At 67.2% G+C, this 16,499-nt stretch carries 10 protein-coding genes; 4 read left to right on the top strand and 6 right to left on the bottom strand.

What is annotated here, in order from left to right; genetic code table 11:
* Positions 1-52 precede the first annotated feature (52 nt).
* The 4 genes from STH_RS04235 to mqnE all read right to left on the bottom strand — a co-directional run bounded on the left by STH_RS04235 (position 53) and on the right by mqnE (position 5,862).
* Positions 53-2,182: an AAA family ATPase gene (locus STH_RS04235; protein WP_011194953.1), complete on the bottom strand. Its 2,130-nt coding sequence runs from the start codon at positions 2,180-2,182 to the stop codon at positions 53-55.
* A gap of 156 nt (positions 2,183-2,338) precedes the next feature.
* On the bottom strand, positions 2,339-3,253 hold the full coding sequence (locus STH_RS04230; RefSeq protein ID WP_050742108.1) for a menaquinone biosynthetic enzyme MqnA/MqnD family protein: 915 nt from the start codon (positions 3,251-3,253) through the stop codon (positions 2,339-2,341).
* Positions 3,254-3,267: 14 nt separating this feature from the next.
* A complete protein-coding gene (gene mqnC, locus STH_RS04225) occupies positions 3,268-4,503 on the bottom strand; it encodes a cyclic dehypoxanthinyl futalosine synthase (RefSeq protein WP_242654570.1) in 1,236 nt (411 codons plus the stop codon).
* 3 nt (positions 4,504-4,506) lie between these two features.
* A complete protein-coding gene (mqnE, locus tag STH_RS04220; RefSeq protein WP_011194950.1) occupies positions 4,507-5,862 on the bottom strand; it encodes an aminofutalosine synthase MqnE in 1,356 nt (451 codons plus the stop codon).
* Positions 5,863-6,038: 176 nt separating this feature from the next.
* Between mqnE and STH_RS04215 the strand changes: the two genes are divergently transcribed.
* The 3 genes from STH_RS04215 to STH_RS04205 are packed head-to-tail and all read left to right on the top strand — an operon-like array spanning position 6,039 to position 8,668.
* A complete protein-coding gene (locus STH_RS04215; protein ID WP_011194949.1) occupies positions 6,039-7,088 on the top strand; it encodes a s-methyl-5-thioribose-1-phosphate isomerase in 1,050 nt (349 codons plus the stop codon).
* A gap of 1 nt (position 7,089) precedes the next feature.
* Positions 7,090-7,887, top strand: coding sequence for an MTAP family purine nucleoside phosphorylase (locus STH_RS04210; RefSeq protein ID WP_011194948.1), 798 nt, complete (start codon positions 7,090-7,092; stop codon positions 7,885-7,887).
* Positions 7,880-8,668 (top strand): hypothetical protein, encoded by a 789-nt coding sequence (locus STH_RS04205; RefSeq protein ID WP_043713332.1) that lies wholly within the window; start codon positions 7,880-7,882, stop codon positions 8,666-8,668. The genes STH_RS04210 and STH_RS04205 overlap by 8 nt, the downstream gene beginning before the upstream one ends.
* Before the next feature lie 1,730 nt (positions 8,669-10,398).
* On the opposite strand, the gene STH_RS18275 is transcribed toward STH_RS04205, so the two are convergent.
* Both STH_RS18275 and STH_RS04200 read right to left on the bottom strand, forming a co-directional pair.
* Positions 10,399-10,956 (bottom strand): hypothetical protein, encoded by a 558-nt coding sequence (locus tag STH_RS18275; protein WP_011194945.1) that lies wholly within the window; start codon positions 10,954-10,956, stop codon positions 10,399-10,401.
* Between the two features lie 467 nt (positions 10,957-11,423).
* Positions 11,424-12,782 carry an IS1182-like element ISSyth1 family transposase gene (locus STH_RS04200; RefSeq protein ID WP_043714892.1) on the bottom strand — a complete coding sequence of 453 codons (1,359 nt, stop codon included), beginning with the start codon at positions 12,780-12,782 and terminating at the stop codon, positions 11,424-11,426.
* A 418-nt stretch (positions 12,783-13,200) separates the two neighbouring features.
* Between STH_RS04200 and STH_RS04195 the strand changes: the two genes are divergently transcribed.
* Entirely contained in the window at positions 13,201-16,443 is a 3,243-nt protein-coding gene (locus STH_RS04195; RefSeq protein WP_011194943.1) for a BTAD domain-containing putative transcriptional regulator, read from the top strand.
* Positions 16,444-16,499: the final 56 nt, after the last annotated feature.

Raw genomic sequence — 16,499 nt, 5'->3', positions numbered from 1 at the left:
GCTCGATTCTGATCCTACAGAACCTGCACGCGGGTGCGAAGGGGGGCGAACATCAGCCGGGCGCCGCCCGCAGGAGCTCCCGCGCCAGCCGGTGCACGGCCAGGCGCAGGTGGCGGTAGTAGGTCGGAACGGAGAGATGCAGCCGCTCCGCCGTCTGCTCGTGGCTGCCCCGGCGCTCCAGGAAGGCCATCCGCAGGATCTGCCCGTCCCACCGTTCCGCCTCGTTTCCGTCCTCCAGCCGCTGGATCGCGCGGCGGATCTGTTCCTGCACCTGCAGCGCCGGGTCTGCCGCATCCTCGCCGGGTGCGCAGGTGGCCAGGAAGCGCAGCGGCTCCACCAGCTCCGGCCGGGCGTACAGCCGGTCGAAGTGGCGCAGGGCCCTCCTGAGCCGCTGGGCCAGCGCGGCGGCCGTCAGGTTCGCCTGCCGCGCCGGCGGCTGCGCCGGGGTCCGTCCCGGCTTGGCCGGCGGCTGTCTGGGCGCCGTCCGCACCGGCCCCCTTTCCGGGGCCCCCTCCTCGGCTCGCAGCCGGCGGAGGACCTTCGCGTGCAGCCGCTCGGTGCGCAGGTCCAGCACGTATCCCCGGTAAGACGTCCCGCCCGGGGATGCGGCGTCCAGCCATGGCGCCCGTTCGAACCCGATGAGCCGGAAGAACCGGTCCCACCCGTTCTCCTCCAGCTGGCCCAGCACGAGCCCCTGGTCGGGGAGCAGGCGCAGGAGATCGCGGGCCATCAGCGCCTCCAGCCCACTCACCCCCTGTGGATCGTGCCCCGCCAGTCCCAGGTAGTACCGGGACTGCCCGGGCACGTACCGGCGGGCCACGGGGGCGGTCACCGGATGGGCGGCGAGGATCGGAACCGTCCGTCCCGTGAGCGGGAACACCGAACCGAAGGCCATCAGCCGGCCCTGCCGGCGCAAAGCGCCGAAGGCCTCGGGCGCCGCGGCGAGCAGGGGCCTGATCAGCGCCAGGAGCCTCTCCTCGCGCGGCGATCGCCGGGTCGCCCTGAGGAGACGCCGGTACATCCGCTCCACCTCGTCCGCGTCCGACGCGGAGAGGCCGTGCACCTCCAGCTCATCCTCCTGCCCGAAGAGAAGACCGTGCATGAAGTCGCTTTCCGAGAGGTAGAGCCGGTCGAAAAGCCATTCCGACTGCTCCGCCGGTCCGGCCCCAAGCCGGCGGTCGATGGCCTGCCCGGCCCGCGACCGGTATCGCGCGTAGGCCTCCGGCCGGCGGGCCCGCACGTCCGCCCGGGCCCACTGCCGCACCGAATCGTGCAGCATCCAGCAATCGCCGCACCGGGTGACGAAGGGCAGACTGCACAGGGCCCGGAACCGGTCCGTCGGGACGGGCTCCCCCAACGTCGCCTCCAGGAGATCGTGGTCGAAGCGCAGAAGCACCGCCGCGGCCTCCGTGCAGCGGTGCAGCAGCGGGTCCGCGACGTCCGCCAGCACCGCTTCCATCAGCTGCTGCATGAGGGCCCGGGCCTCGCCGCAGCCGGCGCCCAGTCGTCCGCGGCGAACCAGCAGCGGGCCGGCCAGCGAGAGTGCCAGTGGGTGGCCCCCGGATATGCGCCGGAGATCCTCCAGGACCCCCTCGTCCGAGAGGCCGAGCCGCCGGCCGTACTCGTCCACCTCCTGCCGGGAGAGCGGCGGGAGTTCCAGGTAGCGGATCAGCAGGTTCCAGCCGCCGGCCTGCCAGGGGCCGATCAGCCGATGCCGCCCGGCGGTGCAGATCCGGACCCGGTGGTCCAGCCCGGGGATCCACTCCTCCCGCAGCCATTCCTCCACCAACGCCCACTTCTCGAAGGCGTCCAGGGCCAGGAGGATGCCGCCCTGCCGAGCCGCATGGGCGTTGAGCGCGCGGGCAACCGATCCGGCGGAACGATCGGCCGCCTCCGAGACCATGGCCCCGCGGGCGGCCAGCTCCTGTCCGATCCGCGCCAGCACGTCCTCCGGCCGGCCGAAGCCGCAGCTGCTGTCGATCAGGATCGCCCGGTCGGGTCCGATCCGCTCTGCGGCCAGGCGCAGCAGGGTGCTCTTGCCGATCCCGCCCGGGCCGTGGATATGCAGGAGATGCCAGTCATCCGCCGGACAGGTCACCAGTTCCTGCAGGAGCCGCAGCTCGCGCGCCCGGCCGACGAACAGGCTGCGCTGCCGCTCCAGGATGAGGTCTTGAATGCGCATGGTCCGTCCCTTTCTGGTATAGGCAATTCTCACTTATTCGATTTCCACGACCAGTTTACACCCCGCGCGCCGGCAAGAAAAGAGGAAGATCCCCCTCGCCGGGAGGGGGATCTGCTCGTTGTTCCGCTCTTGCCTTTCCACCGGAGGCAGGCCCGTTCACTCCTCGCCCCATACCCGCAGGGGCGGCACGGCGTCCAGCTCGCCCAGCCGCCGGGCGTACTCGTAGAAGGCCACCAGCCCCCGGCGGTACCGGGGCCCGAACTCGTGCCGGATCAGGTCGAAGTAGTCGTCCACCACGTCCGGCGGCAGCCCCCTCCGGGCCACGGCCTCCGCGACCATCTCCGGCCGGCGGTCCCAGGCGTACTCCTGGGAGGCGTGAAACACCCGCACCACCCGGCGGAGGGCGGCCGGGTCGGCCTCCGCCAGCTCCCGGCGGGCGACCCAGAGGGCGTACACCATGGGGTGGCCGGTGAAGGCCTTCCATTCGGCCCCCAGATCGACGTGGGGGATCTCCGGGTACGCCTGCGCCGCCAGCAAGGCGTCGTCGCCGATCAGGAGGGCGGCGTCGTGCTCCGCCAGCATCGCGTCCAGGTCCGGCGGCGCCACCCGGTATGCGGGCCGCACCCCGTAGCGCAGCTCCAGGATGATCCGGGTCAGCACCACCGAGGTGGCTGACGAGGCGGTGAGGGCCACGGGTCGGCCGTCCAGCTCCTCCAGGGGCCGACGGTGAAACAGTAGGATGGACGCCACGCGGCCGTCGGCGCTGATGGAGAGGCCGGGGATGATCACGCAGTCGGCGGCGTGCCGGGCGTACTCGATGCTGGAGACGGGCGTGACGTCGAGCCGCCCCTCCCGGAAGGCCCGGTTGAGTGCGGACGGCGGGCCCTTCTGCACCGTCACGTCCAGCTCCACCGCCCCCTGCTCGATGCCGAAGTACACCGGCAGGCAGTTGAGGTAGTCGATGTAGCCGAGCCGGATCGGGGGGGCCTCCGGTGCGGCGGTCGCGGCCTTCCGCCCCGGCAGCCGCCCCGCGGGCACGGCGTCCCCGGCCGCGAACAGCTGGTCACCCATCGTGCTCCGACCTCCTAGTACGTCTCCAGGATCTCGTAGAACGTGTTGCGCCTGGCCGGAATCTTGCCGGCGTCGCGGATGAGCCGGATGGCGTCGGCCGGCGTGGCGTGGTAGATGGTGCCCGCGGCTGCCACCACGTTCTCCTCCATCATCGTCCCGCCGAAGTCGTTGCAGCCGCAGTCCAGGCTGATCTGGCCGATGCGCACCCCCTGGGTCACCCACGAGGCCTGGATGTTCGGGATGTTGTCCAGGAAGATCCGGGCCACCGCCAGGGTGCGCAGGTACTCGTAGCTGGAGGTGGCCACGCCGTTGTGCAGCCCCTCCGCCACCAGCGGGGTGTTGCCCGGCTGGAAAGTCCAGCAGATGAAGGACCAGAAGACGCCCACGCCGTGCTTCTCGGCGGTTCGGTCCTGGACCTCCCGGAGCCGAAGCAGGTGCTCCACCCGCTCCTCCAGCGTCTCCACGTGGCCGAACATCATGGTGGACGAGCCCCGCAGCCCGCAGTCGGCGATGAGCTCGTAGGTCTCCAGCCAGTCCCGGGCCGGGTCCTTCAGGGGGGCGATGATGCGGCGGGGCCGGTCGGCCAGCACCTCGCCGCCCGCGCCCGGGACCGAGTCCAGCCCGGCCTCCTTCAGCCGCTCGATCACCTCCCGCACCGGCATCTTGTACGCCCGGGCGAAGTGGCGGATTTCGGAAACCGAGAACGAGTGAATCGCGACCTGGGGATAGTGCCGCTTGATCAGCCGGCACATCTCCGTGTAGTACGCAAACGGCAGCTTCGGGTGGTGGCCGCCCTGGATCAGCACCTGGGTGCCGCCGGTCGCGGCCAGTTCCCCCACCTTCTGCAGGATCTCCTCGTGGCTCAGCACCCAGGCGTCCGGATCCTTCTCGTGCCGGTAGAAGGCGCAGAACTTGCAGTCCGTGACACAGACGCTGGTGTAGTTGATGTTCCGGTCCACGACGAAGGTCACGATGTTATCCGGATGAAACCGGCGGGTGATCTCCCCGGCGACCAGGCCCAGAGAACCCAGGTCGCCCTCCCGCATCAGCACGCAGCCTTCCTCATAGCTGATCCGATGGCCGTCCAGGGCCTTGTGCAGGATCCGCTCCACCGCCGGGGTGGGCTCCGGCCGCAGGAGCGCCTCGTGGATCCGCTCCAGCTGCGCCTCCGGCTCCGCCCGGTCCGCCGGCTTCACCGGCTCCGCTGCGCCGCACCGATCCACCGTCTTCACGTGCTCCAAAGGGTTCACCGCTCACACCCTCCCTTCCGCGGCACACTCGCCGGCGTGCCGGCTCCCGTCCACCGCCGCGCCGTTCCCCTCGCCTCCGGCCCACTGCTCCAGGTCCTCCAGGAACTGGACCGGCACGGGCCGCGCCCGGCGGCCGCCCGGATGGAACCGCCCCTCGGCGATGGCCCGCTCCGCCGCGGACAGGTGCACGTTCTCGGCCGTGTAGCCGTGGATCGCGCCGTCGGCCACCAACTGGGGGTCCGGCTCCGGCGGGTACGCGCGGATCACCTCGTACACGGTGTTCCGTTCGGCGGGGATGCGGCCGGCCTCCCAGATCATCCGCAGCAGCTGCTGCAGCTCGGTGTACTGGGCCGTCCGGGCGCCGGCCATGTGGTAGATCTTCTCCTCCCGCACGGTGCCGTCGATGTCGTTGGCGCCGAAGTGGAGCGCCACCTGGGTGATCGCCGGGGAGCTGGCGATCCAGTAGCTCTTGATGTGGGGGAAGTTGTCCAGCATCAGCCGGCCGACGGCGATCACCCGCAGGTCGTCGTAACCCGTGGGGCCCGGCAGGTGCGCCAGCCCCGTATTCTCCGGGTGGAACCGGAGCGGGATGAACGCCTGGAAGCCGCCGCTCCTGTCCTGTTGCTCCCGCAGCCGGATCAGGTGGTCCACCCGCTCCTCGGGGGTCTCGATGGTTCCGTAGAGCATGGTGGCGTTGGACTTCAGCCCCAGCCGGTGCGCGGTGTCGTGGACGTGGAGCCACTCCTCCGCCGTCTCCTTCGGCTTGCAGATCGCCTCCCGCACCCGGGGGGCGAAGATCTCCGCCCCGCCGCCGGGCAGGGAGCCCAGCCCCGCCTCCTTCAGTTCCAGCAGCACCTGCTCCAGCGAGAGGCCGGAGATGCGGGTGAAGTGGATCAGTTCGATCGCCGTGAAACACTTCAGGTGCACGTCGGGGCAGGCCGCCTTCACGGCCCGGAGCATCGCCGGGTACCACTCCCAGGGGAGGTCGGGGTGCAGGCCGCCGACCATGTGCAGCTCCGTCGCCCCTTGCGCCACGGCCGCCCGGGCCTTGGCCACGATCTCGTCGATGGACAGGGTGAACGCCCGGGGGCTGCGCCGGCTCTGGCCGAAGGCGCAGAACTTGCAGTGGATGGCACACACGTTGGAGTAGTTGATGTGGGCGTTGTTGTTGAAGTAGACCTGGTCGCCCACCCGCAGCCGCCGGGCCAGGTTGGCCAACTGCCCGACGGCAAACAGGTTCGGGTGGGTCATCAGGGTCACGCCGTCGTCGAAGGAGAGCCGCTCACCGGCCACCACCTTGCGGTAGATGGGGGCCAGGCGGGCGTCGAGGGTCCGCTCCAGAAGGGTGCTCACGCCCATGTGTCCGCTCCTTCCGCTCGAATGTCGTCGGGGACGCTGCCTCTACTGTAACGGGACCGGGGCGGCGGTGGGGGCCCGTGGAGGGGCAATGTCCGTTTTGTGACACTTATCGACCGGACCGGCGCCCAGCGCTGCGGCATGATGGGAAGGAGACAGAACCCAGGGGAGGAAAGGCCGTGAACGGACCGAAGCTGCCGCTGCTGACCAACCGGGCCGACACGCTGAAGTACGAGGACGGGGTGGTGCGGATCCTCGACCGGCGCCGGCTGCCGGAGGAGACCGTCTTCGTGGACTGCCGGGACTACCGGGAGGTGGCCCGGGCCATCGTGGACATGGTGATCCAGGGGGCGCCGCCCCTCGCCTACGCCGCCGGTTACGGCCTGGCCCTGGCCTGCCGCCAGAGCCGGGATCTCCCCGCGCCGGAGCGCCGCCGGGCCCTGGAGCAGGCCCACCGGGAGCTGCGGGCCACCCGGCCCACGGGGGCCGACATCTTCCCGCTGCTGGACCGGGCCCTGGCCCTGGCGCTGGCCGCCCTCGAAGAGGGGCGCGACCCGGAGGCGGCGGTGAGGGAGTTCGTGGACGGGCAGATCCGGGCCGGCGACCGGGCCGCCCGGCTGTGCGGTTCCCACGCCGCCGGCCTGCTGGAGGACGGCGACCGGATCCTCACCCACTGCTTCGCAGGCGCCGCCCTGAACTACATGCTCTACTTCGCCCTGAAGGCGGGGAAGCGGATCGAGCTTATCGCCACCGAGACCCGGCCTTACCTGCAGGGAGCCAGGCTCACCGCCGCCCAGGCCCGGGAGATCGGCGTGCCGGTGACCCTGGTGACCGACAACATGCCGGGATACCTGTTCTACCGGGGGATGATCACCAAGTACGTGACCGCGGCCGACTCGATCTCCCTGGACGGGCACGTCTCCAACAAGATCGGCACCTTCCAGTACGCGGTGCTGGCGCACCACTTCGGCGTGCCCTTCATGGTGCTGGGCTACGATGGCCCCGACCGCGAGCGGGCCACCGCGGCGGACATCCCCATCGAGGAGCGGGACCCGGAGGAGGTCTTCTACTGCCGCGGCGTGCGCACCGCCGCGGAGGGGATCCGGGGGTACTACCCGGCCTTTGACATCACGCCGCCGCAGTACGTGAGCGTGATCGCCACGGACCGGGGGCTGTTCTCCCCCTGGAACGTGCGGGACTACTTCAGGGCCCCGGAGCCGGAGGAGTAGCATGGTCGATACGGTCATCATCGGGGGTACGGCGGCGTACCACCTGCAGTTCGACCCGGGCTGGACGGAGCGGACCGTGGAGACCCCCTTCGGCCCGGCCGGACCGTTCCGGATCTTCGCGGTGGCAGGGCGGCCGGTCGCCTTCCTCAGCCGGCACGGCGGCGAGGGGCGACTGGGGGTCACGCCGCCCTTCATTAACTACCGGGCCAACGTGTGGGCGGCCCGCGCGCTGGGCGCCCGGCGGGTACTGAGCTGGAACAGCGCCGGCTCGATGGTGCGCGCGCTGCCGCCGGGGAGCCTGGCGGTGGTGTCGGACCTGATCGACTGGACCCGGCGACGGCCGGACAGCTTCGGGGCGGCGGCGCGTGATCCGGCGGTGCGCGATACGGTGGTGCGCCATCCGGCACCGCCCGCCGGACATGCCACCGGGCCCGCATACGCCGGGCTGTTCGACCCGGACCTGCGCGCCCGGCTGGTGCAGGCGGCCGCGGCCTGCGGTCACCGGGCCGCGCCAAGGGCCGTCTACGCCGCCACCGAGGGCGCCCGGCTGGAGACCCGGGCGGAGATCGCCCTCCTGGCCCAGGCGGGGGCCGAGCTGGTGGGCATGACCCTCGCACCGGAGGTCTTCCTGGCCCGGGAGCTGGGGATGGCCTACGGGTCGATCTGCTGGGTGTCCAATTACGCGACGGGCGTGCCCTTCGACGGCCCGGAGCAGCGGCTGTTCGGGCCGGAGGTGGGACAGCTAATGTTCCGGATCATGCTGCGGCTGCTGGAGGAGGAGGCGAATGCATATGGGTGAGGTGCTGTTCATCCTGCCGGAGGCGATGGCCGCCGGGGTAGGTTCACCTGGCGCTGGGCACCCCGGGCTCCGGCACCCCGGGACCGGGGCTCCCGAGACCGCGTATTCCGGGACCGGTGACTTCGACCGGCTGATCCTGCACGAGACGCCCTACGGGAAGGTGGAACAGCGGGGCCCCGTGCTCATGCGGACGGCGGAGGCCGACCCCCGGGCCCTGATCTACGCAGCCAAGGCGGCGGGCGCGTCCGCCGTTCTGGCCGCGGCGCGGGTCGAACCGGTCAGCCCCCTCCTGGAGCCGGGCGACCTGGTCGTCCCGGTGGACGTGATCGACCTCACCCGCCTGCTCCCCCCGACCTTCTTCGTGGGGAAGGGCTACGGGTTCATCCGGCTCGACCCGCCGTTCTGCCCGGAGCTGTCGGCGGCCTTGTATGCCGCGGGGCGCGAAAAGACCCCCCGGGCGTTCCGGGGGGCGACGTACGTGGGGCTGGACGGATCCCGGGAGGCGACGCCGGCCGAGCGGCGGATGTACCGCGCCTGGGGCGCGGACGTCGTCGGTTCCGGGCTGGTGCCGGAGGCGTTTCTCGCCCGGGAGCTGGAGCTGTGCTACGCCGCGCTGACGGTGGTCAGGGAGGCGCAGGCAGACGTACTGGCTGTTCTGGAGCGGGCCGCGCAGCTGGCCCCGGTCCGGCGAAGCTGCAGCTGCGGGCGGGCGATGGCCGGCGCCCGGGCGCAGGGGCTGATTGGCGAGGACTGGCGGGAGTGGGTGCGGGGCAACATGTGACAGCTGATAGCAGTAGCACTACGGCATGGGAACGTCGCTAGTTCTTGGGGAACCAGAACTATCACCGATAGACAACCCACTTATCGCCACGCTTCGTAACCATACCATCCTTAAAGATTAGTGCGTCTGCATACTGCAAGAACAGTGCATTTCGGTTGAAGCGAGGCTGTTCGAGTTTCGCGTTTTCAAACAGTTGTGTCAACGCCTCATCTAAGTGAACGTCCTGGAACTGGGCAAACAGATTGCTCGACCGATCTACAACGCTCGGACCTGTCCTGCAGAACGCGAAGTCAAAAGCCAGAAGTGTACCTAGATACGGATCAGCACGAAGGCTCTTAGACCTAGTTGTGAACACGACCGTTGTGGGCCGGTGTCTTAGTGCAAATGGGATTCTTGCGTTTCGCACCCCTGTTGTCTCACGGATATAACTCAGGGTGTCTCCTGTGTGCAACAGAAGCCCGCTGTTTCGAGGAGGCTCTTGAATGGCCCTCATGCCTAGACGGAACCGGGCCTCTTCCATCTCAAGCCTTCTCCGTGACACCCCATAGTATCCTAGCAGGTTAGATACAGCAGATGTGTACGAATGCCCCTCCAACACGAAGTCAACGCAGCGGAAGAGTAACTGAATGGCGCTTGTAGCCCGATCAGGTAGGGACGGATATCGTCTGTCGCAACGGAGTGTGGGTAATCCGTTCAGATCGTCATCGGTGGGCCAGGGAAGCATCAGGATCGGGATCCGATATATATGCATCATCCTAGTCAGTGCCTGGTACAATAGAGGATGGGCTTTTTCAACAGTCACCTCACCGGTCATCCTTCTGACGGGCGCCTTCTCCGGAGCGACTAAGATAAATGGGGTGCCGATTTCTGCACAGGCTACCGCCTGTGGAAGAATTTGGAATGCATTCTGTCCCATCGGCGCATGTCTTGTGAATGTGCAAGCCAACACCGGGATGTGCACCCTTTGGTCCGTCCACGTAAGAAGAACTGTTGGCTTAGCCACATCCCTAATGCGGTTAACTCGGCTAAAGCTTGCTCCCCGCCCCATTTCCTTGAAGGACCGCTTCTGAATGGAACGGACTCCTAGACTGGTGGAGTCCCGAAGATAGCGGTATGCAGCATAACCATCTGGATGTCTCTGTACCCAGACCGTGACTGGCGTCGACCGTAACCTGAGAGTTCTACGGGGCTCGACAGGTTGATGGCGGATGAAATCTTCCAGTCTTGGGGCTGGCCTCCATCCGTACGAATCTAAGAACCAGCGTACTAACTCTCGCTGCAGGTTTCTGATTCTCAGGGTAGTCGAGTATGGACCATGTTCCTCCACTAGTTCCACTACTCTGATTATTTGGTCTATAATATCAAATGAGGTGACCAGTACATTGCGCCGCTTGTACTCTGTATCGTTTTTTCTGTCTTCAACTAGGTGATCGGGAAGTGTGTTTACCAAGATAACGTGCTTTACGTGCCTACTCTTAGTCGGCATACTTTGCGCTAAAGCCAATGCTGATACCTCACTAAATCGCAGGTGAACTGCGAGCTTTGGACCAGGTTGTAGATGAACCATGTAATCTGGCAGAAATGTGTGCTGAAATGCTCCGGTTGCCTCAAGCCGATCAGAGAAAGCCCACGCTAGTGCACGCATCACGTACGCCTGGATGGAGTGGACCGCTTGCCAAGGGTCCTTCTCTTGTAACGTTCTGTACAACTCTAGAAAGGTAGTGGTCATCTTAGCCCCCCCCATCCACCACTAGCTTCTGATACAAGGCTGGATTCGTGACACACATTAGCTCTTGCCGGTTAGACCATATCACGAGCCAAACTCTATCCTTGAAGTCGACCACATGTTCCAATGCTGCATTAGCAATTCCATACTTTTCGAAAGTACCCAAAAATGTAAGGAGATAATCTGCTTCCAGCAACCTTGCGTAGTCTTTCATCTTAAACGGATGATCGGTGACGAACATAAAATAAGGGTTCCAATCTGGTCTCCACCTCTCTGCCATGTAGCAACTGAAGGATTTTGCTATGAAATCATCGTATTCAGCGTTAATATTGGCGCTAGTGCGTTTCTTAGCCTCTATGTAGATCGGTCGCTTTTCGCCTTCCTTCAGACGTGCCAGCGCATCGAACGTGTGGGGTTGCCCATCTAACCCTCGTAACACCGTCATGCCGTTACCGTCATAAACCGTCCACAACACGTCAATAACAAGTGTGGCCTCAAGATACCGTTTTGTGGCCAAAACGAAGTTCTCACCACTCTTGTGAAGGCCCTCTGGAGACTGCATTCCGCATCTGGCTCTCCCTTCTAGACCAGACCTATGCTATATATTTGGTGCTATTACAAACAATCCTTCGACAGATTGTGCAATACAGGATACAGTGCCGACTCCCTTCAGGACGTTTGTGCCGATGATGGCATGAAAAGGATTCCCAGCACCGACAACGGCATCACTGGTAAGGCACAACCCCAGGGCCGCCAGGGCGTCACCCTGCACCGTGGAGTGATCCCTCCCCAGTTAGTGCCGGGCAGCCGCTCATCAAGCTGTTCCGGGCCGAGTTCATGGGGCGACCAGACCAGGATGTGAGCCCCATCCGCTGGGCGGTGCCGGGTCGGGTCTTGCCCCAGCCGGTTTGGGATCAGTCTAGGAGCCTGTCCGGGTAACCGCACGTGAGATAGGGGCAGACTCCCAATGATTGGATATCAACGATCGTGCCTACTTCTTCATGCGCTGTCTGAAGGCAGATTTCGGGCCTATGCGGCCTGGCTGAAGGCGTAGAGCTTCAAGAGATTGTGGCAAAGGCACACAAGAAGCCATTCCCCGTTGACTGCTTCCAGTCCACGGAGATGGAACTGCCGGAAACCACGAGCCTCCTTGATCTGCCCGAAGACCGGCTCAATGCTCTGCTCTCGCTTTCGGTAGCGCTCGGCGTGTCGCTTTAGCTGCAGTTTCCGCCGCATCCGATCCCGAAGCGTTGCTCCCTTGGGAATCGGGCCGCGTGGTGATTTCGCACGGCGACGTTCGCTGTGCCGCTGCTTCTCCGGAGGAATGTAGGGATTGATTCGCCGCTGCAAGAGCCACTGAACGTTTTGCTCACTGAAGTACCCTGCATCGGCAGAAACCTCCTCCGGCATCTCATCGACATTGGTTTCGACCTGCTCCATCATGGGGATCAAGTGCGGAGCATCTGCCGCCTGGTTTGTTACGGCAGCAGCGACGACAATCTGCGTATCGGCATCGACGACGGCCTGGGCGTTGTACCCCTGGATGAACTGCTTGTCAGAGCCTTTCATGATCCGGGAATCGGGATCCGTAAAGTTGCGCTGCGCTGTTGGTGCGGGTTCTGCCTTCGGCCGCTTCCGCCGACGACCGCCCTTGGGCCCCTTGGGTCCCGGCTCCTCGGGAGGCTCATGTTCGTCAGCGCCGGCCCTCAGGCGCGCTTCGGCTTCCAGAGCAGCCTTGGCTTCTTGAATCTTGGCCAGCCGCCGCTCACGGAAGCGGAGTTCTTCGGGCAGTTCATCCCCACGACGATGTGGGCCGAAGCGGTGATCCTCGGCCTGGTCAGCTTGCTCGGCTTTCTGGAGCAGCTCTGCGATCTCCGCCTTCAGGCGTTGTTCTTCCTCCACCATCCGGCTGTAGCTCATCGCCTTGTGCTTGGAGGCGTTGGCCTTGATCTTGGTGCCGTCCAGGGCCACATGACCCAGGCGAACCAGCCCGGCCTTCTTGCAGATCTTGACCACTTGCAGGAACAGGTCGGAGAGGGCCTTTAGATGCCGCTTCCGGAAATCGCTGATCGTCCGGAAGTCGGGCTGGTTGTTGGCCGCAAGGACGCGGAAGGCTACGTCCTCCTGCAGCCGGCGTTCGATCTTGCGAGAGGAGTAGACGCCGTTGCAGTAGGCGTACAGCAGCACCTTGACCATCATCCGCGGATGGTACGGTGGGTAACCTCGCAGCTCTCGCTCGTATGTCCGTTCGATTTGGCTTAGATCGAGTGAGTCCACGACATCACTCAGGAAATAAGCGAAATGGTCATGCGGAAGCCAGTCCTGCAGGGCAGGGGGCAGCAGCAACAGCTGATTGGGCTGATACGGTCGATACGTCTTCTTGCTCATGATGAAGACATTGGACACCCAACCCTTTCGCTCCTACAGAACTGGCTTACTCAGACAGGCTCCTAGGCACCAGGAGCAGGCCGATCAGGTCGATCCCACACGAGAAGAAGATCGCCTGAACCAGAGCTGTGCCCGCTCAACGCGAACAGGGCCCCGCTCAGGAGCGAAACTGCCCCCACCTCGGCATGCGGGTGGGGGCTGGTGCTTACAGCGGTGCAGATAGCACAAGCCCGAACATGCTTTTCAGGCGTTCGGCTCCTCGACCCGCTCGCCTGCCTTGCCGCGCAGACGGCGCGGGACCGAATATACCTGCCACGCGGGCTGTACCGCGCCCGGCACCACGCCCAGCTGGAGGAGATGCACTTTCCAGAGTTGAAGTGTAAGTCAGCATCAGCGAGTCCTCCCAGGGGGTGGGAGCATGTCGGCCGGCGAGCAGGTGCTCAAGTCCAAGTTGTTGCCGCCCCGGCTCCGTCGGCACACCCTGGTCCGCCCGCGCCTGCACCAGCGGCTGCTGGAGGCCCTGGACGTGCCGCTCACCATCGTGCAGGCCGGCCCCGGGTACGGCAAGACCACCGCGCTGGTCTCCTTCCTCTCGGCCGCGCCGTGCCGCTGGGGCTGGTACGCCGTCTCGGCCGAGGACCAGCACCCGCTCCCTTTCCTCCTCCACCTGATCCACGCTGTGAACGCCGCGGTCCCCGGCCTGGGCGAGCGAGCCGCGGCGCTGCTGCAGTCCGCCGCGGGGCCCCACCGGCCCTGGACGCAGGTGGTGGACGCCCTGACCGCGGACCTGCACGGGCATGCCGGGCAGGAACTCCTGGTCGTCCTGGACGACTTCCACCACGTGGACGAGAACCCCCAGATCGTGGCGCTGGTCGAGCAGTTCATCGAGCACATGCCGCACCACGTCCACCTGGCGCTGGCCACCCGCCGGCGCCCGCCGCTCAGCGGCCTGCCCCGGTGGCGGGCCTTGGCCGACGTGGTGGAGCTGTCGGAGAAGGATCTGGCCTTCACCCCAGCCGAAGTGGAGGAGCTCTTCCTCGACCAGTACGGCATCCGGCTGACCGACGAGCAGACCGCGGCGCTGGCTGCGCGGACCGAGGGCTGGATCATCGCCCTGCAGCTGGCCTGGCAGGGGCTGCGCAAGGGCTCGTCCCTCCAGGACTTCTGGGAGGGGCAGCCCAAGAACCTGGACACGCTCTTCGACTACCTGGCCCACGAGGTGCTGGACCGCCAGCGCCCCTTCATCCGCCGCTTCCTGCTCACCACGTGCGTCCTGGAGCGGCTGCACCCGCGCGCCTGCGACCACCTGACCGGCGAGGGGGACAGCGAACGGGTGCTGGCCGCGCTGGAGGAAAGCGGCCTGTTCACGCAGGCGGTGGGCGACGGGGAGTTCCGCTACCACCAGCTGTTCCACCAGTTCCTGCGGGAGCAGGCCCGGCAGGATCCCGCGTCCTGGCGGACCCACCACCTGGCTGCCGCCCGGTACTACCTGGCCGCAGGCAGCGCCGAGACCGCGGCCCACCACTTCGCGGAGGTGGGCGAGTTCGACCAGGCCGCGGACGCCATCCTGCAGGCCGCCGACGGCATGATCGAAGCCGGGCGGGTGGAAGCGCTGGGCGCCTTCCTGGCGCGCCTTCCTCAGGAGACGTACAGCCGGTTCCCCGCGCTGCTCCTGCGCTGCGGCGACGTCGCCCGGCTCACCAGCCGCTTCGACGAGGCGCTGGCCTATTACGGCCAGGCCGCGGAAAAGTACGCGGTGCTGGGTGACGACCGCGGGCGGTGCCTTGCCCTGATGGGCGAGGCCCGGGTCTACCTGGACACCATCTCCCCCGGCAAGGCCGACGACGCCCTGGTCGAGGCGCAGCGGCTCGCCCATGCCCTCACCGACCGGGAGCGGGCCGACCTGATGGCCCTCCTGGCGGAAAACGAAACCAACCGGGGCCGGCCCGAGAACGCCGCCCGCTTCGCCAGCATGGCGGCTGCCAGCACCGGCGCCCCGGTGGACGATCTCCTGGAAGTCCGGTCCCTGCTGCGCACGGGCCGGCTGGCCGAGGCGATGCGGATCCTGGAGCGGCTCGCCCGGCAGGGGCTGGCCGGCGCCAGCCGCGCCCACCGGGAGGTCCCGCTCCTGATCTCGTACATCGCCGCCCTCATGGGCGACACGCGGCTCACCCGGACGGGCGCGGAAGAGGGCATCCGCCTGGGCAAGGAGAAGCGGTCGCCCTTCGTGGAAGGCGTCGGCCTGATGCGCCGCGCACACGCCCTGCAGCTGGACCCCCACGCCCCGGACGAGGCAGTGGCCGCGGAGTACCAGGCCGCCATCGCCCTGATGGACGAGATCAACGTCACCCGCGGCAAGGCAGAGCCGCTGGCCGGCCTCGCCCTGTTCTACGGCCACCGGGCCGGCAACTGGGCGCAGGCGGAGCATTACGGCCTGGAGTCGGCCCGGATCGCCCGCGCGGCCTGCGACCAGTGGTTCCACGGCTACGCGCTCCTCAGCCTGGGCTCCTCCGCCGCCGCCCTCGGGCGCACCGAGGCGGAGGGGTACCTGCGGGAAGCCGAGAAGGAGTTCGCCGCGACCGGCGATCCGTACGGCCTCGCCCTGGCCCGGGTCTGGCAGGCGCTGCTGGCCCACCGGCAGCGAGACTGGGCCGGCTTTGCCGCCTCGATGGAGTCCGCCCTCGCCGCGGCGCAGGAGCACGGCTACGGCTACCTCTTCACCCGCCGGACCCTGTTCGGTCCCCAGGACCCGCAGGCGCTGGTGCCGCTCCTGCAGGAAGCCCGCCGGCGGGGCATCCATCCCGCCTACGCCACCCGGCTCCTCGCCGAGATCGGCATGACGGACCCGGAGCACCACCCCGGCTACACCCTCCGGCTGCGGACCCTGGGCGCCTTCCAGGCATGGCGGGGGCGGCAGGAGATCACCCGCCGGGAGTGGCGGCGGGAGAAGGCGCGGCAGCTGCTCCAGCTGTTCATCACCCACCGGGGCAGGCTGCTGCAGCGGGAGCAGATCCTGGACCTGCTCTGGCCGGACGCCGATCCCGAGACCGCCCAGCGGGACTTCCGGGTGGCGCTCAACGCCCTGCTCTCGGCCCTGGAGCCGGACCGGCCCGCCCGCGCCGATTCCTTCTACATCGTGCGGGAGGGGCTGGCTTACGGCCTCAACCCCCACTCCGGCTACTGGCTGGACGCCGACGAGTTCGAACGGCTGGCCGCCGAAGGGCTCGCCCTGGCGGAGCGGCGGCAGGAGGACCAGGCCCGGGATACCCTGAGCCAGGCCGTCGAGCTCTACCAGGGGGAGTTCCTGGCCGAGCTGCGGTACGAAGACTGGTGCTCCGAGGAACGGGAGCGGCTGCAGGTGCTCTACCTGCGGGCGCTCGAGTGGCTGGCGCAGGACGCGGCCCGGCACGGCGGGTACGAGCAGTGCGTGCGGCTCTGCGAGCGGATTTTGGCCTGCGACCCCTGCTGGGAGGAGGCCTACCGGCTCCTCATGCACAGCCACTTCCGGCTCGGCAACCGGGCGATGGCCCTGCGCACCTATGAAAAGTGCGTGCAGAGCCTGCGCAGGGAACTGGGCGTAGGGCCGATGGCCAGCACCACCCGGCTCTACGAGCGCATTCGCCGGAGCGCGGCGCACGCCCCCGAAGGCGGCGATCCGTAGCCGTCGTCTGAATGGTGACTCCCGTGTAACAGCATGGTGCGACAATGCGCGGCAGC

Source organism: Symbiobacterium thermophilum IAM 14863 (assembly GCF_000009905.1).
Classification (GTDB): domain Bacteria; phylum Bacillota; class Sulfobacillia; order Symbiobacteriales; family Symbiobacteriaceae; genus Symbiobacterium; species Symbiobacterium thermophilum.
This window is presented reverse-complemented; position numbering and strand designations above follow the sequence as displayed.

Bases quoted from the DNA above. Each gene is read 5' to 3' on its own strand.
- STH_RS04205 (WP_043713332.1), top strand. From the start codon at position 7,880: ATGGGTGAGGTGCTGTTCATCCTGCCGGAGGCGATGGCCGCCGGGGTA.
- STH_RS04195 (WP_011194943.1), top strand. From the start codon at position 13,201: ATGTCGGCCGGCGAGCAGGTGCTCAAGTCCAAGTTGTTGCCGCCCCGG.
- STH_RS04235 (WP_011194953.1), bottom strand. From the start codon at position 2,182: ATGCGCATTCAAGACCTCATCCTGGAGCGGCAGCGCAGCCTGTTCGTC.
- STH_RS04210 (WP_011194948.1), top strand. From the start codon at position 7,090: ATGGTCGATACGGTCATCATCGGGGGTACGGCGGCGTACCACCTGCAG.
- mqnE (WP_011194950.1), bottom strand. From the start codon at position 5,862: ATGGGCGTGAGCACCCTTCTGGAGCGGACCCTCGACGCCCGCCTGGCC.
- STH_RS18275 (WP_011194945.1), bottom strand. From the start codon at position 10,956: ATGCAGTCTCCAGAGGGCCTTCACAAGAGTGGTGAGAACTTCGTTTTG.
- STH_RS04200 (WP_043714892.1), bottom strand. From the start codon at position 12,782: ATGAGCAAGAAGACGTATCGACCGTATCAGCCCAATCAGCTGTTGCTG.
- STH_RS04230 (WP_050742108.1), bottom strand. From the start codon at position 3,253: ATGGGTGACCAGCTGTTCGCGGCCGGGGACGCCGTGCCCGCGGGGCGG.